The 19,462-nt window shown below is 74.9% G+C and carries 16 protein-coding genes; 12 read left to right on the forward strand and 4 right to left on the reverse strand.

Annotated features, from left to right (window positions below; genetic code table 11):
* Positions 1–540: hypothetical protein (locus ACR807_RS04920; RefSeq protein WP_438919990.1), on the reverse strand; the 540-nt coding region annotated here is incomplete at its 3' end.
* 148 nt (positions 541–688) lie between these two features.
* On the opposite strand from ACR807_RS04920, the gene ACR807_RS04925 reads away from it, so the two are divergent.
* On the forward strand, positions 689–1,687 hold the full coding sequence (locus ACR807_RS04925; protein ID WP_438919991.1) for a sensor histidine kinase: 999 nt from the start codon (positions 689–691) through the stop codon (positions 1,685–1,687).
* Entirely contained in the window at positions 1,684–2,319 is a 636-nt protein-coding gene (locus tag ACR807_RS04930) for a response regulator (protein ID WP_438919992.1), read from the forward strand. Before ACR807_RS04925 ends, ACR807_RS04930 begins: the two co-directional genes overlap by 4 nt.
* Positions 2,320–2,340: 21 nt before the next feature.
* On the opposite strand, the gene ACR807_RS04935 is transcribed toward ACR807_RS04930, so the two are convergent.
* A complete protein-coding gene (locus tag ACR807_RS04935) occupies positions 2,341–3,561 on the reverse strand; it encodes a S8 family peptidase (protein WP_438919993.1) in 1,221 nt (406 codons plus the stop codon).
* Between the two features lie 264 nt (positions 3,562–3,825).
* Here ACR807_RS04935 and ACR807_RS04940 point away from each other — a divergent pair, with 264 nt between their 5' ends.
* The 5 genes from ACR807_RS04940 (at position 3,826) to ACR807_RS04960 (ending at position 11,300) form a co-directional block, all read left to right on the forward strand.
* Positions 3,826–5,640 carry a DNA/RNA non-specific endonuclease gene (locus tag ACR807_RS04940; protein ID WP_438919994.1) on the forward strand — a complete coding sequence of 605 codons (1,815 nt, stop codon included), beginning with the start codon at positions 3,826–3,828 and terminating at the stop codon, positions 5,638–5,640.
* 121 nt (positions 5,641–5,761) lie between these two features.
* Complete coding sequence (locus tag ACR807_RS04945; protein WP_438919995.1) at positions 5,762–7,021, forward strand: multidrug effflux MFS transporter; 1,260 nt, start codon at positions 5,762–5,764, stop codon at positions 7,019–7,021.
* Positions 7,022–7,107: 86 nt separating this feature from the next.
* Positions 7,108–7,389 (forward strand): hypothetical protein, encoded by a 282-nt coding sequence (locus ACR807_RS04950; RefSeq protein WP_438919996.1) that lies wholly within the window; start codon positions 7,108–7,110, stop codon positions 7,387–7,389.
* A 14-nt stretch (positions 7,390–7,403) separates the two neighbouring features.
* Positions 7,404–9,221 carry a glutamine--fructose-6-phosphate transaminase (isomerizing) gene (gene glmS, locus ACR807_RS04955; RefSeq protein ID WP_438919997.1) on the forward strand — a complete coding sequence of 606 codons (1,818 nt, stop codon included), beginning with the start codon at positions 7,404–7,406 and terminating at the stop codon, positions 9,219–9,221.
* A gap of 141 nt (positions 9,222–9,362) precedes the next feature.
* Positions 9,363–11,300, forward strand: coding sequence for an MDR family MFS transporter (locus ACR807_RS04960; protein ID WP_438920063.1), 1,938 nt, complete (start codon positions 9,363–9,365; stop codon positions 11,298–11,300).
* A 35-nt stretch (positions 11,301–11,335) separates the two neighbouring features.
* Here the strand turns inward: ACR807_RS04960 and ACR807_RS04965 are convergent, their stop codons facing one another.
* Positions 11,336–12,286 carry an effector-associated domain 2-containing protein gene (locus ACR807_RS04965; RefSeq protein ID WP_438919998.1) on the reverse strand — a complete coding sequence of 317 codons (951 nt, stop codon included), beginning with the start codon at positions 12,284–12,286 and terminating at the stop codon, positions 11,336–11,338.
* 127 nt (positions 12,287–12,413) lie between these two features.
* Between ACR807_RS04965 and ACR807_RS04970 the strand changes: the two genes are divergently transcribed.
* Complete coding sequence (locus ACR807_RS04970) at positions 12,414–13,682, forward strand: hemolysin family protein (RefSeq protein ID WP_438919999.1); 1,269 nt, start codon at positions 12,414–12,416, stop codon at positions 13,680–13,682.
* 42 nt (positions 13,683–13,724) lie between these two features.
* Here the strand turns inward: ACR807_RS04970 and ACR807_RS04975 are convergent, their stop codons facing one another.
* Positions 13,725–15,140, reverse strand: coding sequence for an aminopeptidase P family protein (locus tag ACR807_RS04975; protein ID WP_438920000.1), 1,416 nt, complete (start codon positions 15,138–15,140; stop codon positions 13,725–13,727).
* Between the two features lie 181 nt (positions 15,141–15,321).
* On the opposite strand from ACR807_RS04975, the gene ACR807_RS04980 reads away from it, so the two are divergent.
* Genes ACR807_RS04980 through ACR807_RS04995 form a run of 4 tightly spaced genes read left to right on the forward strand, consistent with a single transcriptional unit; the run spans position 15,322 to position 19,121 of the window.
* Positions 15,322–17,808 carry a hypothetical protein gene (locus tag ACR807_RS04980; RefSeq protein ID WP_438920001.1) on the forward strand — a complete coding sequence of 829 codons (2,487 nt, stop codon included), beginning with the start codon at positions 15,322–15,324 and terminating at the stop codon, positions 17,806–17,808.
* Positions 17,809–17,831: 23 nt separating this feature from the next.
* Positions 17,832–18,284, forward strand: a complete 453-nt coding sequence (locus ACR807_RS04985; RefSeq protein ID WP_438920002.1) for a GNAT family N-acetyltransferase — start codon at positions 17,832–17,834, stop codon at positions 18,282–18,284.
* Between the two features lie 46 nt (positions 18,285–18,330).
* Positions 18,331–18,705: a hypothetical protein gene (locus ACR807_RS04990; RefSeq protein ID WP_438920003.1), complete on the forward strand. Its 375-nt coding sequence runs from the start codon at positions 18,331–18,333 to the stop codon at positions 18,703–18,705.
* Positions 18,705–19,121 carry a hypothetical protein gene (locus ACR807_RS04995; protein WP_438920004.1) on the forward strand — a complete coding sequence of 139 codons (417 nt, stop codon included), beginning with the start codon at positions 18,705–18,707 and terminating at the stop codon, positions 19,119–19,121. Before ACR807_RS04990 ends, ACR807_RS04995 begins: the two co-directional genes overlap by 1 nt.
* Positions 19,122–19,462: the final 341 nt, after the last annotated feature.

Below are 19,462 nucleotides of genomic sequence, written 5' to 3' on the forward strand. Positions count from 1 at the left end.
GGTCGTCCTCGCGACCGCCGGGTGGACCGAGACCGCGAGCCACGCCAGCGCGCCGCCGGCCACCACGTGCAGCGCGCTCGTCAGCGGCGAGTCCGGCAACCGCGTGGCGAACGTGAACACCGGCAGCCCGACCGCGTAGGCCCACGACGGCACCGGCGGGTGGACCCGCGCCCTGATCATCGCCGCCCCGAACAGCGCCGAGCCCACCGCGAACACCAGCGCGCTCGCGGTCAGCACGGCCCTGGTCGGCGCGGCGGGCGGCACGTCGAGGAAGAACAGCACGACGTTCAGCGAGTACGCCGCCGCCCCGAACAGCCCGAGCCCGACGAGGTTCACCGCGTAGCCCGCGTCCCCGAGCCGCGTGCGGGGCTGCGCCAGGTGCAGCGCGGTCAGCAGTGGCACCGCGAGCGCCGGCGACAGCCCGATCAGCAGGCTCGTCGCCGCCGTCTCCCCGGTCACCCCCTCCACCGCCCCGGGCACCCCGATGAGCACCCCGGCCACCACCCCGCACACCGCGCCGAACCGCGCCAAGAAGTCCATGTCGTGGACGCTAGGGACGCCACCGGGCGCGCGGTCAGTGCCGACCGGCCGGCCCGGGGGTGCCGATCGGCACGTGCCGGTCCCCGGTCCGCCGGCCCACCGCTCCGCGACCGCCCGGCGAGGGCGCGCCGGGCCGTAGCCTGCTGTCGTGCGCCCTGTGTCGTGGTTGTCGCCCCTGCTGTGCGGGGTCGTGCTGGTGGCCGGCGGGTACGCCGGGGTGGCCGGGTTCGGGGTGACCCGGTGGGTGCCGTTCGCGCTCGGGCTGGCGGCGCTGGTGGCGGTCGGGTCCGCGCGCCGCCTGCCGGCGTGGGCGGTGCTGGCGGCGCAGGCCGCGCTGGTCGTGCTGGTGACGTGGGCCGACGGGTCGGGGATGGCGCGGGTGCTGTTCGTGCTGCTGCCGTTCGGGGCGTACTTCGCGTTCGGCCGCAGGGGTTCGGTGGTGGTGGGCGTCGGGTGCGCGGCGGTGATGGTGGTGGCGTTCCAGGTGACCGCGCCCGGCTGGGAGCGGTCCGCGGAGCACGTGTCGGACCTGCTGATGTTCGGCATCGGGGTGGTGCTGGCGGTGGCCATGGCGGAGCTGTCGGCGGCGGCCGAGAGGGTGCGGGTGGCGCGGGACCTGCACGACGGGGTGGGGCACCACCTGACGGCGGTGGCGGTGCTGCTGGAGCGGGCCGAGGCGTTCCGGGGCGTCGACCCCGCCTCGGCCGACCGGGCCGTCTCGGACGCCCGGGAGTCGGCGAAGCGGGCGCTGGAGGACGTGCGGCTCTCGGTGCGGGCGCTGCGGGAGCCCTTCCGGTTGGCCGAGTCGCTGCAACGGCTCGCCCGCGGCCTGGACGTGGTGGTCGACTGCACGGGGGACGAGAGCCGCTACGCGACCACGACCCTGCTCGCGCTCTACCGCGCCGCGCAGGAGGGCGTCACCAACGCCCTGCGGCACGCGGCGGGCCGCGACGTCGTGGTGACGGTCCACTGCGGGGCGGAGGCCGCGGAGCTGGTCGTCGCGGACGGCGGCCCCGGCGCCGGGGGCGACGAGGGGTTCGGGCTGCGCGGCCTGCGGGAACGGGTGGCGCAGGTGGGCGGTTCGGTCGACGTGCGCGGCGCGGCCGGGACCCGGCTCACCGTCGTGGTGCCGAGGAGGGCGGCGTGACCGTGCGCGTCGTCGTGGTGGACGACCAGCAGCTCGTCCGGGAGGGCATCGCGGCCCTGCTCGGCCTCCAACCCGGCATCGACGTCGTCGGCACGGCCGGTGACGGCCGGGCGGCCGTCGACCTCGTCGCCGAGCAGCACCCGGACGTGGTGCTGATGGACATCCGGATGCCGGGGCTGGACGGCATCGACGCGCTCACCGCCCTGCGCGACCGGGGGCTGGCGGCGAAGGTGGTCCTGCTGACCACGTTCGACGACGAGGAGTACGTGGTGCGGGCGCTGCGCGCCGGGGCGAGCGGCTACCTGCTCAAGGACCGGCCCGCCGCGGAGCTGGCGGCGGCCGTGCGGCTCGCGCACTCCGGGGTCGTGCAGGTGGACCCGGCCGCGGCGGCGCGCCTGGCGAGCGCGTTGACGCCGGTCACGCCCGGCGGGGTCGCGCCGCACGGCCTCACCGACCGCGAGGTGGAGGTGCTGCGGCTCGTCGCCGCCGGCTCCACTAACCGCGAGATCGCCCGCCGCCTGCACCTGGGCGAGGGCACGGTGAAGAACCACGTCTCGCGCATCCTCACCCGGCTCGGCCTGCGCGACCGCACGCAGGCCGCCGTGTACGCCCGCGACCGCGGCATCGGGTGACGCCGCGGTCGCGGGCGGCGGTCACACCGGGATCATCGCCGAGAACAGCAGCAGGTTCGGCGAGCCCGCGCCGGGGTTGACGACCACGCCCGGCGTGGCGTTGGCGGTCAGCGCCGCCGCCACCTGGACGGCCGAGTCGGCCGGGAACCGCTTCCGCCACAGCGCCGCCACGCCCGCCGCGTGCGCGGAGGCGGTGGAGCCGCTGATCGTCGAGTAGGCGGTGTCGGTGGTGCCCCACGCCGAGGTGATGTTCACGCCCGGCGCCCACACGTCGATGCACGGGCCGTAATTGGAAAAGCCGGCTTTGGCGTCGTTGGCGTCGGTCGCGCCGACGGTGGTCGCGAGCGGCACCGAGCCGGGGGAGTAGTTGCAGGCGTCGGCGTTCGACGCGCCGGACACCACCGAGTAGTGCACGTTCGCGTTGATGGAGTTGGTGATGGCGTTGTTCAGCGGCAGGTTCGTGCCGCCGCCGAGCGTCATGAGCGCGACCGCCCGCTGCCCGCTCGCCGCCGCGTCCTGGGTCAGCCAGTCGACGCCCGCGATGATCTGCGAGTAGGTGCCGGAGCCCTGGCAGTTGAGCACCCGCACGGACACCAGCGTCACGTCCTTGGCCACGCCGGTGGTCTCGCCGCCGACGGTGCCCGCCATGTGCGTGCCGTGGCCGTTGCAGTCGTTGCCGGGCGGGGTGACGCCGCCGACCGGGTCGTAGCCCGGGACGGCGCGGCCCTCGAACTCCTGGTGCGTGTAGCGGATGCCGGTGCCGACGACGTAGGCGCGCACGCCGCCCGCCGCGTTCGGGTGGAAGTACTTCGAGTCCAGCGGCAGGGAGCGCTGGTCGACCCGGTCCAGGCCCCAGGACGGCGGCGACGGCTGGAGGCCGAGCACCCGCGCCGACGGTCCCGGCGGGGCGGCGGGGGTCGCGGTGTCGCCCTCGGGCAGGCCCACGACCAGGTCCTGCGCCACGTACGCCACGCGCGGGTCGGCGGCGAGCCGGCGGGCCGCGGCGGCGCCGGTGCGCACGGCGAACCCGGCCAGGGCCGAGGTGTAGGTGTGCGTGACGCCCTTGATCGCGGTGCGCGCGGCGGCCAGGTCGGCCCGGTCCTTGAGCACCACGACGTAGCTGCCCGCGACGGCCGCGGGGTGCCCGCTGTCGAGCACGACCCCCTCGGGCGCGGCGTGCGCGGGCGCCGCGACCAGTCCGGCCAAGAGTGACGCGGCCACCGCCGCGTGCCTGATCCTCACGGTTCCTCCAGCGTGCGGGGAGTCGGCCCGGTGCCGACGTCGGGGTCCTTGAACAACAGCACGCGACGGCGATCACCGACAGGTCCGATCAGAGTTCAGCGGTACGCCACCGGGGATCGATCTTTCAGTCGTCGGTGTGAGGCGTCCTGCGTTCGGTCGCCGACATTAGGGCGAACGGGTGAACGGAACGGGGTGGCGCTAACACCGGATCGGGGGACGTCGACAGCAAGGCCACCGACGCGCGCACACCAGGGGGATGCGATCGTGGCCAAGGAGAAGAGCGGTTCGCGGGAGTCGTTGCGGCAGTTCGTGCGCACCAGGGGCGCCGACTTCCTGCGCGACCCGAACGTGTCGTCCATCGGCATCGGCCACAAGGTCGCCGGCGGGCGCGTCACCGACGAGGTCGCCGTGCAGTTCACCGTCCGGCAGAAGGCCGATCCCGAGGCGCTGGCGGCGCTGGGCACCGCGCCGCTGCCCGACTCGGTCGTCGTCGACGGCGTCACCGTGCCCACCGACGTGCTCCAGCGCGACTACCGGGCCGACTTCCGCGTGGTCGAGGAGGCCGCGGCCGACGTCCGCAAGACCCGCGTCGACCCGGTCGCGCCGGGCGTCAGCCTGGGCCACGTGCGGGTGTCCGCGGGCACCTTCGGCTGCGTCGTGCACGACCGGGTGGACGGCACGCCGTACGTGCTGAGCAACTGGCACGTCCTGCACGGACCGACCGGCGCGCTGGGCGACGACGTGGTCCAGCCGGGCGTGCACGACGACAACCGCACCGACCGCAACCGGCTCGGCAGGCTCGTCCGCTCGCACCTGGGCGCGGCCGGCGACTGCGCCGTCGCCACGATCGAGGACCGGCGGTTCACCGCGGAGGTCACCGGCCTCGGCGTGGTCGTGGAGAAGCTGGGCGAGCCGGAGCTGGGCGACAAGGTCGTCAAGAGCGGGCGCACGACCGGCGTGACGCACGGCGTGGTCCGGCGCGTCGACGTGCTGGTCAAGATCGACTACGGCCCGGGGGTCGGCCCGCGCGACATCGGCGGCTTCGAGATCGGCCCCGACCCGAAGCGGCCCGCGCCCGACGGCGAGATCAGCAAGGGCGGCGACTCCGGCGCGGTGTGGCTGTTCAAGTCGTCCAACGGCCGGGTCGGCAGGACCATGGCCGGCCTGCACTTCGCGGGCGAGGCGGGCGCCAGCGCGGACGAGCACGCGCTGGCGTGCCTGCCGCAGTCGGTGTTCGAGAAGCTGGGCATCTCGCTCACGCCGCCGAAGAGGCCCGCCGTGCGGACCGGCTTCGACGAGCACTTCCTCGGGCAGCCCGTCGGCCTGCCCGTCCTGGACGAGGGGGCGCGCGCGGACGCCGTCGAGCTGGACGGCTCACCCGTCCTGCACTACACCCACTTCTCGCTGGCCCAGTCGAAGTCGCGGCGCTTCGCCCGCTGGGTGGCGTGGAACGTCGACGGCGGCGACCTGCGGTCGGTCGACCGCGCCGGCATCCCGTTCGTGCTCGACCCGCGCGTCCCGGCCGAGCACCAGGTCGGCGACGAGCTGTACCGGGGCAACCGGCTCGACCGCGGTCACCTCGCGCGCCGCGCCGACCTGCTGTGGGGGCCGGGCGCGGAGCGGGCCAACGTAGACTCGTTCTTCTTCACCAACATCACGCCGCAGGTGGACGACTTCAACCAGAGCATGAGGCAGGGGCTGTGGGGGCGGCTGGAGGACGCCGTGCTGGCCGACGCGGACGTCGACGACCTCCGCGTCAGCGTCTACGGCGGCCCGGTGTTCCAGGACGACGACCGGGTGTTCCGCGGCGTCGCCCTGCCCCGCGAGTACTGGAAGGTCATCGCGTTCGCCGCCGGCGGGGTGCTCCGGGCGCGGGCGTTCGTGCTGACCCAGAACCTCGACCGGCTGGAGTCGCTGGAGCTCGACGAGTTCCGCGTGTTCCAGGTGGCGGTGGGCGAGGTGGAGCGGCGGTGCGGCCTCGCGTTCCCGGCCGCGCTGACCGCCGCCGACACCTTCACGGCCCCCGAGTCCCTCGACCGGCGGGCGCCGCTGGACGCGCTGGAGGACATCCGCTGGTGACCGGGCCGCACGACCGGCGGTGCCCGGGACCCCCGGCGGGCGGCGGCGCGGACCCGTGTCGAGGATCACGGAAGTCGGCCGACCGGAACAAGGCCGGCACCGGGGGGTGTTCGCACCGGTTATGGAAGAGGCCACTCTGCGCAGTCCATCCACGCCGGACGCCCCGGGGCAGGTGGCCGGACCGCCGACCGGGGCCGCCCGGGTCCGGGTCATCCTCGTCCTGGGCGCGCTCATCGCCCTCGGTCCCTTCACGATCGACATGTACCTGCCCGCGCTGCCGGAGCTGGGCGCCGACCTCGGCGCGTCCGAGTCCGCGGTGCAGCTGACGCTCACCGGCACGCTCGTCGGCCTCGGCCTGGGGCAGCTGGTCATCGGCCCGCTCTCCGACTCCTTCGGCCGGCGGCTGCCGCTGATCGCCGGCACGGCCGTGCACGTCGTCGCGTCCGCCCTGTGCCTGATCGCGCCGAACGTCGTCGTCCTCGGCCTGCTGCGCACCCTGCAGGGGGTCGGCGCGGCCGCCGCCATGGTGGTCGCCATGGCCGTGGTGCGCGACCTGTTCACCGGTCGCGCCGCCGCGACGATCATGTCCCGGCTGATGCTCGTGATGGGCGCCGCGCCCATCCTCGCGCCGTCGGTCGGCGCGGCCGTGCTGCTGACCGGCTCGTGGCGCGGCGTGTTCGCCGTGCTCGCGGCGCTCGGCGTGGCGTCGATGCTGGTCGCGATCTTCCTGCTGAAGGAGACGCTGCCGCCGGAGAGGCGCCGGACGAGCTCGTTCCGGCCGGTGCTGCGGACCTACGGTGAGCTGCTGGCCGACCGGCAGTTCGTCGTGCTGGTCCTGGTCGCCGCGCTCGGCATGTCGGCCCTGTTCTCGTACGTCTCGGGTTCCTCGTTCGTGCTCCAGGACACCTACGGGCTGGACCAGCAGGAGTTCGGCCTGGTGTTCGCGATCGGCGCGGTGGCGCTGATCGGGGCGTCGCAGGCGAACGTGGTGCTGCTCAACCGCTGGTCGGAGCGCCGGATCGTGTTCGGCGCGCTGGCGGGCGCGCTGGTCTTCGGCGTGGTGCTCATCGCGGCCACGGCATCCGGGTTCGGCGGGCTGATCGGCTTCCTCGTGCCGCTGCTGCTCCTGCTCGCCGGGGTGGGCCTCGTCCTGCCCAACGCGCCCGCGCTGGCGCTGTCCCGCCACGGCGAGGCGGCCGGCACCGCCGCCGCGCTGCTGGGCGCCGCGCAGTTCGGCATCGGCGCGCTGATCGCGCCGGTCGTCGGCCTGCTGGGCAACGACGGCCTGGCGATGGCGCTGACCATGACCGGCGGCGTGCTGGTCGCCTGGGTCGCCCTGGGGGCGACGATGCTGCGGCGGCGGGTGCCGGCGCACGCCTGACCCGCCGGGCGGACCCCTCTCCCGCGCACCCGGAACCTCGTGCCCGAAATCGGGCACGGGGTTTGGCGCGGTGGTTGGCTGTCGCCATGCTGGACGCCGTGGAGGACGAGGTGCCCGCCGAACTGCTGCGGCACGTGGTCCGCACGACCGGGCTGCCCGCCGCGCTCGCGCGACGGGTCGTGTCCGACGTCATGGGCTACTTCGTGGAGACGGCGGAGGAGTACGTGCTGCGCAGGCACGCCGAACTCCGCCGGGACGGGGTGGCCAACGCGAGGATCTGGGCGTTGTTGCGCGAGGAGCTGGACGTGCGGCCGGTGGCCGCGCCGCCGCTGTCCGAGCGCCAGCTCCGCCGGATCGTCTACGGCTAGAGGGGTCGACAGCGATGTGCGGGATCGTCGGGTACGTGGGGTCGCGGGACGCGGTGCCGGTGCTGCTGGAAGGGCTGCACCGGTTGGAGTACCGGGGGTACGACTCGGCGGGCATCGCGGTCGCGGGGGAGGAGCTCCAGGTCGTCAAGACCGCCGGCCGCGTGGGCGACCTGCGCCGGGCCGTGCCCGCGGGCACCGGCGGGCCGTCGGGCATCGCGCACACCCGCTGGGCCACGCACGGTGAGCCCAACGACCGCAACGCCCACCCGCACGTGGACGCCGGGCGGCGCGTGGCGATCGTGCACAACGGCGTGTTCGAGAACTCCGACCAGCTGCGCAACCGCTTGCGCGCCGAGGGCGTGGACCTCGCCTCGGACACCGACAGCGAGGTGCTCGCCCACCTGGTCGCGCGCAGCTCCGCCGCGACCCTCGAAGACGCCGTGCGCGAGGCGCTGGCGCAGGTCGAGGGCACGTACGGGGTGATCGTGATGGACGCCGACCGGCCCGGCGAGCTGGTCGCCGCCCGGCGCGGCAGCCCCGTCGTCCTCGGCGTCGGCGAGCAGGAGATGCTGATCGCCTCGGACGTCACCGCCCTGGTCCGCTTCACCCAGCAGGTCATCTACCTCGACGACGACGAGATCGCCACCGTCACCGCCGACGGCTACCGGACGTCCACCATGGACGCCCGCGCCACCACCACCCGCACGCCCACCGCGATCGACGTGCCGACCGCCGAGTACGAGCTGGGCGAGCACCCGGACTTCATGTACAAGGAGATGCGGGAGCAGCCCGACGCGGTGGACCGCTGCCTGCGCGGCCGGCTGGACCACCGGTTCTCCTCGGCCCGCCTGGACGGCGTGGGCCTCACCCCGCAGGACTACCAGCGCATCCGCCGGGTCAAGCTGCTCGGCTGCGGGTCGGCGTACTACGCGGGGCAGGTCGGCGCGCAGCTGGTCGAGGAGCTGGCGCGCATCCCCGCCGACGCCGAGCCCGCCTCCGAGTTCCGCTACCGCAACCCGGTCGTGGACCCCGACACCCTCTACGTCGCCATCAGCCAGTCGGGCGAGACGCTGGACACGCTGGCCGCCGTGCAGGAGCTCAAGCGCAAGGGCGGCCACGTCATCGGCGTGGTCAACGCGGTCGGCAGCACCATCGCCCGCGAGTGCGGGCACGGGATCTTCCTGCACGCCGGGCCCGAGGTGTCGGTGGCGGCCACCAAGTCGTTCACCACCATGGCCGTCGCGCTGGCGATGCTCGCCCTCGACCTCGGCCGCGTGCGCGACCTGTCCATCACCGAGGGACGCCGGGTCGTCACCGGGTTGGGCGAACTGCCGCACACGATCGCGCAAGTCCTCGCCGAGGAGGACCGGATCGCCGAGGTGGCGCGCAAGTACGCGGGGGCCGAGCACATGTTCTTCGTCGGCCGCGTGCGCGGCTGGCCGGTGGCCCGCGAGGGCGCGCAGAAGCTCAAGGAGATCTCCTACGTGCACGCCGAGGCGTACCAGGCGTCCGAGCTGAAGCACGGGCCGCTGGCGCTGATCAACCCGTCCATGCCGACCGTCGTGCTGGTGCCCGACGACGAGCTGCTGGCCAAGAACACCGCCACGATCGAGGAGATCAAGGCGCGCGGCGGCCCCGTCATCGCGGTCACCGACGCCGACCTGCCGCCGGGCCTGGCCACCGACGTGATCCGGGTGCCCCGCGCGCACGACGCCCTGACCCCCATCACCCTCTCGGTGCCGCTCCAGCTCTTCGCCTACCACCTGGCGCGCTCGCTGGGCCGCGACGTCGACCGCCCGCGCAACCTCGCCAAGAGCGTCACCGTGGAGTGACCCCGCGCCCGGGGTTCACCCGACGGTGTCTGCGGCGGCGAAGGGACGTCGATCGTCCTATCGTCCACCGCGGAGGTGTCCACAGTGGCCGAACGGGTCGAGGTCGGGCGCGGCGCGCGCAACGCCGTCGTCGCGGTGATCATGCTGGGGATGTTGCTCGCCGCGCTCGACCAGACGATCGTGGCGACGGCGCTGCCGACGATCGTCGGCGACCTCGGCGGCGGCGGCCACCTGTCCTGGGTGGTCACCTCCTACCTGCTCGCCGAGACGATCATGACGGCGCTGATCGGCAAGTTCGGCGACCTGTTCGGCCGCAAGCGGGCGTTCCTGGCGAGCGTCGTGCTGTTCATGGCCGGCTCGTTCCTGTGCGGCTGGGCCGACTCGATGACGTGGCTGATCCTGGCCCGCGCCGTGCAGGGCCTCGGCGCGGGCGGGCTGATGGTCACCTCGGCGGCGGTGATCGCGGACGTCGTGCCGCTGTCCGAGCGCGGCAAGTACCAGGGGTTCATCGGCGCGGTGTTCGGCGTGGCCACCGTGGTCGGCCCGCTGCTCGGCGGCCTGTTCGTGGACCACCTGTCGTGGCGGTGGGCGTTCTACGTCAACCTGCCGCTCGGCGTCGTGGTGCTCGCGGTGGGCGCGTTCGCGCTGCCGGGGGTGCGCGCGGCGACCAGGCCGCGCATCGACTACCTCGGCATCCTGCTCATCGGCCTCGCCGCCACCGGCCTCACGCTCGTCACCAGCTGGGGCGGCGTGGAGTACCCGTGGTCGTCGCCGACGATCCTGTGGATGGTCGTCGGCTCGGTCGTCGCGCTGGTGGCGTTCGTGCTGGTGGAGAACCGCGCCGCCGAACCCGTGCTGCCCATCCGGCTCTTCCGCGACCGCACGTTCACCGTGTGCGTGGTGCTCAGCTTCGTCGTCGGGTTCGCGATGCTCGGCGGCGTCACGTTCCTGCCCACCTACCTCCAGTACGTGCACGGCGTGTCCGCCACGCAGTCCGGCCTGGAGATGCTGCCGCTGGTCGCGGGCCTGCTGTTCGCCTCCGTCACCACCGGCACGGTCATCTCCAAGACCGGGCGCTACCGGGTGTTCCCGCTGTTCGGCAGCGTCATGATGGTCGGCGGCATGCTGCTGCTGGCCCAGCTGCGGCCGTCGACGCCGTTCTGGCAGGCGTCGGTGTTCATGCTCGTGCTCGGCCTGGGCGTGGGCATGTGCATGCCCGTCACGATGGTCGTGGTGCAGAGCACCACCAACTACGAGGACCTGGGCGTGGCCACGTCCGGCGTGAGCTTCCTGCGCACCCTGGGCAGCTCGTTCGGCGTGGCGGTCTTCGGCACGGTCTACGCCTCGAACCTGCCGGACAACCTGGCCGCCGCGATCCCGCCCGGCGTCGACCCGCGCGCCGCGTCCGACGTGAAGGCCCTGCACGCCCTGCCGCCGGAGCTGAAGGCGCCGATCGTCCAGGCGTACAGCGACACCCTGCACACCGTGTTCCTGTCCGCCGCGCCGGTCGCCGCCGTCGCGTTCCTGGTCGCGCTGTTCCTGCGCGAGGTGCCCCTGCGCGACACCGCGCGGGCCTCCGCGACCGCCGTGGGCGACAACTTCGCCGAGCCCCGCACGTGGGACTCCGGGCACGAGCTGGACAAGCTCGTCGCCCTCGTGGTCAGCCGCGAGCGCCGCGACCCCACCCCGGACGTCCTCGCCGCCTCGGGCGTGCCCCTCACGCACGCCCAGGCGTGGCTGATGGTCCGGGTGTTCCGGCAGAGCGTCGAGCACGGGGCCGCCACCCTCGACCGGCTCGCCGCCGACACGAAGGTCCCGCCGGGCGTCTTCGAACCGGTGGCCCGCCAGCTCCAGACCCGCGGCTACCTGGTCGAGACCGCCGACCAGTACCGCTTCACCGCCGGCGGCACCGCCGTGTTCGCCGAGCTGGTCGCCTCCTGGCGCCGCTGGCTGCTGTCCCGGCTCGCCGACTGGAACTGCGACGACCCGGAGTTCGCCGCCGCCGTCGACCGGGTGGCCGCCGAACTGTCCACCACCGGCCGCTCCCTGGCCACCGGCCGCCACGCCGCACCCGTCTGACCCCGCGCCCCGGGCCCGGCTGTTCCCGGGCCGGGCTAGCCCAGGGGGCGGTCCAGGCCCGGCCGGTGGTCCGCCACGAGCGTCTCCAGCTCGGCCATCGCCGTGGAGCCCTCGGCGAACATGCGCGCGCACTCGACCAGCCGCTCCACCCCGTTCGGGTAGTCCTGGCTGGTCAGCACGATGCTCATCACGTCGGTCCGGTTCGCCGGGTGGCGGTTGATCGCGCCCGCGAACGGCAGGAACGACATCAGCAGGTCGCGTTCCGCCGGGGTCCGGAACCCCGGCGTGCCCAGCAGGACGTCCACGATCCGGCCCATCTCCGCGGCGCTGAGCCGGTCGGGGACGAGGGGACGCCCGGTCGGGGCGGCGGGGCGGGCGCGGGAGGGGCCGGTGGCGCCGGCGTCGAGCGGGTGGCCGTCGACCAGGCGCAGCCAGACGAGCGCGTCCACCTCCTTGACGGCGACCCCCACCTGGGCGAAGTCACCCGGTCGGGCGGCCGGCTCGTGCCGGACGACGGAGCGGTAGAAGTGGTCGGACACCACCAGCGCCAGCGTGGCCGTCGAGCCCGCCAGCGCCCGCTTGGCGGACGGCGCGTCCACGATGCGGTAGGTGAAGATCATCTCCGCGCTGGTGCGGCCCCGGTCGTCGTAGTGGACCTCGCCCGCGTGCACGGCCATCCGCATCCGCAGGTGCGCCTCGTGCGAGTGGACGTGGTTGTGCCGGCGCAGGTTCGCGGCCACGCGTTCCGGCAGCTGCTCGACCAGGTGGCTCTTGGGCACCTCACCGGGCAGCAGCACGAGCACGGCGTCGCCCGCGTCGTCGACCGACTTGTCGTCCCACGGCAGGCCGCACTCGGCGAAGGCCGTCATCAGCACCCGGTACATGCCCTCGCGCGCGGCGGTGCGGTGCGGTGACGTGCGCGCCGGGTCCCCGTACCCCTCGACGTCCACGACCACGAAGCACCGGTGGAGCGCGTCCGACCCCATGTGACCTCCCCGTCATGGTTGTAGCCCAGGACGGGGCCGGTCGGGGCCGGTCGGGCCGTCGCGCCACTCGGAAAGAGCAACGCGCCGGTAGCGTTGCGCCCCTGGTCGCCCGGGGTACGGAGGGGATGTGGACGGGTACGGATTCACGATCGCGCTGGTCGCGGTCCTGGTGCTGCTCAACGCGCTGTTCTCCGGCTCGGAGATGGCGCTGATCTCGTTGCGCGAGGGACAGCTGCGGGCGCTGGAGCGCGAGGGCGGCAGGTCGGGGCGCACGCTGGTGCGGCTGGCCCGCGACCCCAACCGGTTCCTCGCGACCATCCAGATCGGCATCACCCTCGCCGGGTTCCTCGCCTCGGCGACCGCGGCGGTGTCGCTGGCCCGGCCGATCACGCCGCTGCTGTCGTTCCTCGGCGACGCGGCGAACGCGGTGGCCATCGCCCTGGTCACGATCGTGCTGACGTTCCTCACCCTGGTGTTCGGCGAGCTGGCGCCCAAGCGGCTGGCCATGCAGTACGCCCTGCGCTGGGCGCTGCTCGTGGCCCGGCCGCTGGACCTGCTGTCGACGGTCTCGCGGCCGGTGGTGTGGGCGCTGAGCACGTCCACGGACGTCGTCGTGCGCCTGTTCGGCGGCAAGCCCGACGCCGAGTCCGAGCAGATGTCGTCGGAGGAGCTGCGCGAGCTGGTGTCGGCGCAGCGCGGCCTGAACGCCGAGCAGCGGATGATCATCACCGGCGCGCTGGAGATCAACGACCGGCGGCTGCGCGAGGTGCTCGTGCCGCGCCGGGCGGTGGTCACCCTGGACGCCGCGTGGGACGTGCCCACCGCGCGGGCCGAGCTGGCCTCCTCGGGGCACTCGCGGGCACCCGTCGCGCGCGGCGGGCACCTGGACGACGTGGTGGGCCTGGTGCACCTGCGCGACCTGCTCGACGAGGGCGCGGCGCTGGTCGACGTGGCCCGGCAGCCGCTGGTGTTCCCCGACTCGGTGAAGGTCGCCGACGCGCTGCGCCGCTTCAAGGCCGAGCGCGAGCAGATGGCGCTGGTCGTGGACGAGCACGGCGCGGTCGACGGCATCGTCACGCTGGAGGACCTGCTGGAGGAGATCGTCGGCGAGATCCTCGACGAGACCGACCGCGACCTGATGGCCGTGCGCAACGGCGCGGACGGGTCGATGGTGCTGCCCGGCACGTTCCCCGTGCACGACCTGGTCGACCTGGGCGTCGAGCTGCCCGACGCGCCGGAGGGCGACTACGCCACGATCGCCGGCCTGGTGCTCGTGCTGCTCGGGCGCATCCCGGAGCGGCCCGGCGACCGGGTCACCGTGTCGGGCTGGGGCATCGAGGTGCTGGGCGTGGAGCACCACGCGATCACCCGGGTGAGGTTGCGCGGGCAGCGGTGAGCGCCGGCCCGCCCGCCGGTGCGCGGGCGGGCCGACCCGGTGTCACCGCCCGGCGGCGGCCACCCACGCCTCCAGGGCGTCCGCGCCCGACGGCAGCGCCGCCGACAGCAGCCGGTGGCCGTCGCCGGTCACCACGACGTTCTCCTCCAGCCGCACGCCGATGCCGCGCAGCTCCGGCGGCACGGTCTCGTCGTTCGGGTGGAAGTACAGGCCCGGCTCCACGGCCAGCGCCATGCCGACCTCCAGGTCGCCGTCGTGGTACGCCTCGGCGCGCGAGTTGGCGCAGTCGTGCACGTCCAGGCCGAGGAAGTGGCCGACGCCGCACGCGATGTAGCGGCGGTGGTGCTGGCCGTCCGGGTCGAGCGCCTCGTCCACCGACACCGGCAGCAGGCCCCAGTCGTGCAGGCCCTCCGCGAGCACCCGCATGGCCTCGCGGTGGAACGCCCGGTACTCCGCGCCCGGCCGCACCACCGCCAGCGCCGCCGCGGACGCCCGCTCGATCAGCTCGTGCACCTGCCGCTGCGCCGGGCTGTACGCCCCGGACACCGGCAGGGTGCGGGTGATGTCGGCGGTGTAGAGGGTGTCCAGCTCCACGCCCGCGTCGAGCAGCAGCACGGCGTCCTCGGGCACGGGGCCGTCGTTGCGCACCCAGTGCAGCACCGGCGCGTGCGGCCCGGCGGCCACGATCGAGGCGTAGCCGGGACCGTTGCCCGCGGTGCGGGCGCGCCGGTCGAACGTGCCCTGCAACCAGCGCTCGCCGCCGCCCTTCACCGCGGTCTGGAGCTCGGCGGCGACGTCGGCGAAACCCAGCACCGTGGCGTCCACGGCCGCCTGGAGCTGGCCGACCTCCCAGTCGTCCTTGATCCGGCGCAGCTCGGCCAGCGTGGTGCGCAGCCCGGCGGTGTGGTCGGCGCCCGCGAGCGCGTCCAGCAGCGGGTCGACGCCCGCGGTCGCGTGCACGGCGGGCAGCCTGCCGCGCAGCGCCGACGGCAGCTCGTGCAGCGGGCGGCAGCGCACCCCGAGGGCCTCGGACCACTCGGCGAGGCCCGGCACCGGGCCGATCCACAGCTCGCCGTCGCGGGCGTTGGCGAAGAAGTCCGGCTCCTCGGGACCGGCCGGCGGGCGCAGGAACAGCTCCGCGTCGTGGCCACCGGCCACCGGGCTCATGACCAGCACGGCGCCCTCGGCGGAGCAGCCGGTCAGCCAGGAGAAGTCGCTGTCGGGCCGGAAGCCGAAGTCGGTGTCGTTGGACCGCACCGGGGCCCACCCGGCGGCGACCGCGACGCGGGCCCCCGGCAGTGCGGCGCTGAGCCGGGCGCGGTGCGCGGCGGCGGCCTCGGCGGCACCGGGCGCGACCCGGGCGGCGCGGTCGGCCGGGCCCCAGCCGTGCTGGACGAACCGCCGGAAACCGGAGGCGTCGACGAGCTTGCTCGGGTCGCGGCGGGCGGGTTTGGTCACCGTGGGCAGCCTTTCGGGTCGGGGGTCGGGACCGACCGCGATCGGCGGCCGGGCGCGTCACCCAGGATGCCCGTCGAGGTGGCGCGTTGCCCCGGCCGGGTGCCCCGATCCCCGAAACGGCCTCCCCGGGGCGGGCGATCCGGTAGGCATCAGGCACCAACCGGTAGCGGAAGGTGATCGCGTGCGTGCTGAGGATGTGGTCGAGCTGAGGGTGCACGGCGTGTCCGGCACCCCTCCGGAGCACGTGCTGGGCGACCCGTTCCCCACGGCCGTGGCCGGTGACGACGTGGCCCGCTTCCTGCGCGCCGCGAAACCCGCGTGCACCCTGCCGGGCGAGGACCCGGTGCGGGAACGGGTGGTCGAGGCGTTCCACTGGGGCCGGTTCACCTCCGGCGGGGCGAGCCGCGCGCTGTGGCTGCTGCTCGTGCCGTTCGCGATCCTCAACCTCGCCCGGTACGCGCTGCTGGGCCCCGGCCGGTTCGCCGAGGCCGTCCTGCGGCTCCTCGGCCTCGTCCTGACCTGCATGTTCGTCACGACCACCGCGTACGTGTCGCTGGAGCTGCTGGTGCGGCAGTGCGCCGCGGCGGCGGCGTGCCGGGCGGCCAACCCGTGGCTGGGCTTCTTCGACGGCTGGCCGTTCGGGGCGATGCTGCTGGTCGGCATGGTCCCGCCGGTGCTGGTGATCGGCGTGCTGTGGTGGTTCGGCCGGCAGACGTTCCTCTACGAGCCGCGCGGCACGCACCACCGGTGGGAGACGCGCGCGGGCAGCCTGGGCGACTACGCGTTCTGGCACACCTCGCCGCGCACGCCCGTGCTGCGGGACGCGCACGTCGCCGCCGCGTGCGCCGTCGTGGGCGTGCTGTACGCGGGCGCGCTGCGCACCGCCCTGCCCGACGGCGCGCTGTCGTGGTCGGTGACCGGGCTCGGCGGCGGCGTGCTGGCGTGGGCGGTGGGCTGCGTGGCGCTGTCCCCGGACCGGCGGGCGGTGAACTCGCGGGCGCTGAAGTGGGCGTCGGTGGCGTACCTGCTGCTCGCGGCCGGCCTGGCGACCGGGTTCCTGTGGCGGCAGCCGACCGGCGAGACCGGCGCGGTGGTCCCGCTCGCCGGGTTCGAGGCGGTCACGAACGTGCTGGCGGCGCTCGCGATGCTGCTGCTGGTCGTGCTGCTCGGGGCGTGCGCGCGGCTGCGGCACGGCGCGCACGGCCGCGCCCTGATGGCGGTGGACGCCCGGTTCCGGCCCCTGTGGCACGGCTACGGCGCGGTGGTCGTCGCGGCGGTCGCGACGACGCTCGCGGTCGGGTTCAGCGGCGGGCTCGCCTACCGGGTCGTGGACTGGGTCGGCGACCCCGCGCCCGCCGGGCGGCCCGGTCCGGTGCTCAGCACCAGCCACCTGGTCGGCGCGGGCCTGTGGGGCGCGCTGGCCATCGCGTTCGCGCTGGTCGTGCCGCCGGTGGCGGCGGCGGTGGTGCGGCAGGCGTCCACCGCCCTGCTGCTGGCCGCCGGGTCGCTGGCGGCGGCGACGGGCGTGGTGCTGCGCTGGGCGCCCGCCCCGGACCGGGCGTCCTGGACGGCGGTCACCGCGGCCGGGGTGCTGTACGCGATCGGCCTGGTGTCGTGGGTGCGGCACCCGGTGGGCGCGGCGGTGCGGGAGAGCGTGCTGCTCGACTACCCGGGCCGCCCGGACCGGCCGGGCCTGGGCAAGGTGGCCCTCGGCAGGCGGGTCGCGGCGGCGAAGTACCGGTACCACTGGCTGCTGGGCGCGCCCGCCGTGCTCGGCGGCGTGCTCGTGGTGGTGGCGGGCGGGATCGCGCTCGCCCGGCTCGCGCACCCCGACTGGCGCGCCGCGCCGCCGCCCGGCCTGGCCGCCTGGCTGACCACCCGCCCCGCCGAGGAGCTGGGCGTGCTGGGCAGCCTCGTCGTGTCCGGCCTGGTGCTGCTCCTGCTGCTGCTGGGCGTGCGGACGTGGCAGAGCGGCCGGATGCGCACCGTCGTCGGCGTCGTGTGGGACCTGGTGGCGTTCTGGCCGCGCTCGGCGCACCCCACCTGCCCGCCGCCCTACGGCGGGCGCGCCACGATCGAGCTGACCTCCCGCGCCGTGCGGCTGGCCGTGCACCACGACGTGGCCGCGGTCGTGCTGTCCGGGCACAGCCAGGGCAGCGTCGTGTGCTTCGCCGCGCTGTCCCTGCTGCGCCGCGAGGCCGAGCGGCCCGACCCGGCCGACGGCGAGCGCTACGTCCGGCAGGCCGACGCGCGCCGCGCCCTGGACCGGGTCGGCCTGGTCACCTACGGCTCGCAGCTCCAGTGGGCGTACTCGCGGCTGTTCCCGCAGTACCTGGGCCACGCCCGGCTGGCGAGCCTGCACGAGGAGCTGGGCGACCGGTGGTGGAACGTGCACCGGCTCACCGACCCGCTCGGCGGCCCCGTGCAGGTGTGGCCCGAGGGCGACGACGAGCCGCTGCGCGCCGGGCCCAAGCTGTGGGGCGTGAAGTGCGGCAACGACGTGCGGCTGCGCGACCCCGAGTTCCTCGACCCGGACCCGGACGTGGTGGCCTCGCCCATGCGCGGGCACAGCGACTACTACCGCGACCCGGTGTTCGACGAGGTCGTGGCCCGGGTCGCCGCCGCGGTGGCGGACGCCGAGTTCGCCCGGGTCACCACCGGCCCGTGACGGCGGTGCGGTGTGATGGGCGGATGACCGCGATCATCCGCCGCGCCACCGCCGAGGACGTCCCGTCGATCGTCGCCCTGCTCGCCGACGACCCGCTGGGCGCCCGGCGCGAGGACCCCGCCGACCTCACCCCCTACCTCGACGCGTTCGCCCTGCTCGACGCCGCCGCGCACGAGGTGCTGGTGGTGGCCGAGGACGACGGCCAGGTGGTCGGCACGCTCCAGCTCACCGTGCTGCGCGGCCTGTCCCGGCGGGCCGCGACGCGGGCCCAGGTCGAGGGCGTCCGCGTCGCCTCCGCCGCGCGCCGGCGGGGGCTGGGCGAGCTGCTGGTGCGGTGGGCCGTGGCGGAGGCCCGCGACCGGGGCTGCTCGGTGGTGCAGCTGACCTCCGACAAGTCCCGCGCCGACGCCCACCGCTTCTACGAGCGGCTCGGGTTCACCGCCTCGCACGAGGGCTTCAAGCAGGCCCTGTCGTGACGCGGAGTACGTTGCGCGGTAGTCGTCGTGCTCACGGGAAGTCCGGATGATCCAAGCCCTCTCCACCGCCCTCACGGTCCTCGGCCTCGTCGCGGGCACGTGGTCGCTCGTGCTCGTCGTCGCCGACAAGCCCATCACGCTCGCCACCAAGGCCACCCTCGGGCTCGCCGGGGTCGTGGTGCTGCTGGAGGCCGGCCTGCTCGTGCAGTTCGTCGCCGGCGTGGTGCGGGCGATCGGCCTGGACCGGGAGATCGACACGCCCACGTTCATCGGCTACCTGCTCACCGCGGTCCTCATCCTGCCGCTCGGGGCGTTCTGGTCGCTCGCCGAGCGCTCGCGGTGGGGCGCGGGCGTGCTGGCCGTCGCGCTGTTCAGCGTGCCCGCGATGGTCCTGCGCGCCAACCAGGTGTGGGGCGCCTGATGGGGTCCCTCGCGGAGACCACCCGGTCCGGGCCGGGGCGGATGCTGATCGCGGTGTACGGGGTCTTCGCCATCGCCGCCGCGGCGCGCTCCGGCGTGCAGCTGGCCACCCGGTTCGACCAGGCGCCGCTGGCCTACCTGCTGTCGGCGCTCGCGGCCGTCGTGTACGTCGTGGCCGCGCTGGCGCTCGCCGGGGTCGCGCCGCGCCGGGTCGCCTACCTCGCGTGCGCCGCGGAGCTGGCCGGGGTCGTGCTGGTCGGCGCGGCGAGCCTGGTGTTCCCGGCCGCCTTCCCCGACGCCACGGTGTGGTCGCACTTCGGCGCGGGGTACGGGTTCGTGCCGCTCGTCCTGCCCGTGCTCGGCCTGCTGTGGCTCAGGCGCACCGACCGCACCGGTGCGGACTCCCGCAGGGGGTGAGCTGAACCCGCCGCGGCCGGTGTGGGGTAATTGATCGGCGGCGGCCACGGTGCGGTGCCCGTCAGCCGTCCGCGGTGGCACCACAACCTTCGGGTGTCCCGGCAGGGCACGCCGTCGTGGACGCGGAGGCCGGGGGAGGGGTCCCCCGGCCTCACTCTTCGGTGAGGAAGATCACCTGTCCGCGCGAACCGTTCCGGTGCGGGCGTAACCGCAGGTCACGACACTGGACGGGGTCGCGGCAACCAACCCATGTCTGAGCCCGTTCTCAGGTGGGGTGTGCGAGCGTTCGCCCATCCGCCCGCGGGCCCGCGCGCCGTCGCGCCGAACCGGCCCGCCCACCA

This window comes from Saccharothrix sabaoui (genome assembly GCF_051756985.1).
GTDB lineage: Bacteria > Actinomycetota > Actinomycetes > Mycobacteriales > Pseudonocardiaceae > Actinosynnema.

Bases quoted from the DNA above. Each gene is read 5' to 3' on its own strand.
- ACR807_RS04945 (WP_438919995.1), top strand. From the start codon at position 5,762: ATGGAAGAGGCCACTCTGCGCAGTCCATCCACGCCGGACGCCCCGGGG.
- ACR807_RS04950 (WP_438919996.1), top strand. From the start codon at position 7,108: ATGCTGGACGCCGTGGAGGACGAGGTGCCCGCCGAACTGCTGCGGCAC.
- glmS (WP_438919997.1), top strand. From the start codon at position 7,404: ATGTGCGGGATCGTCGGGTACGTGGGGTCGCGGGACGCGGTGCCGGTG.
- ACR807_RS04960 (WP_438920063.1), top strand. From the start codon at position 9,363: ATGCTGGGGATGTTGCTCGCCGCGCTCGACCAGACGATCGTGGCGACG.
- ACR807_RS04965 (WP_438919998.1), bottom strand. From the start codon at position 12,286: ATGGGGTCGGACGCGCTCCACCGGTGCTTCGTGGTCGTGGACGTCGAG.
- ACR807_RS04985 (WP_438920002.1), top strand. From the start codon at position 17,832: ATGACCGCGATCATCCGCCGCGCCACCGCCGAGGACGTCCCGTCGATC.
- ACR807_RS04990 (WP_438920003.1), top strand. From the start codon at position 18,331: ATGATCCAAGCCCTCTCCACCGCCCTCACGGTCCTCGGCCTCGTCGCG.
- ACR807_RS04995 (WP_438920004.1), top strand. From the start codon at position 18,705: ATGGGGTCCCTCGCGGAGACCACCCGGTCCGGGCCGGGGCGGATGCTG.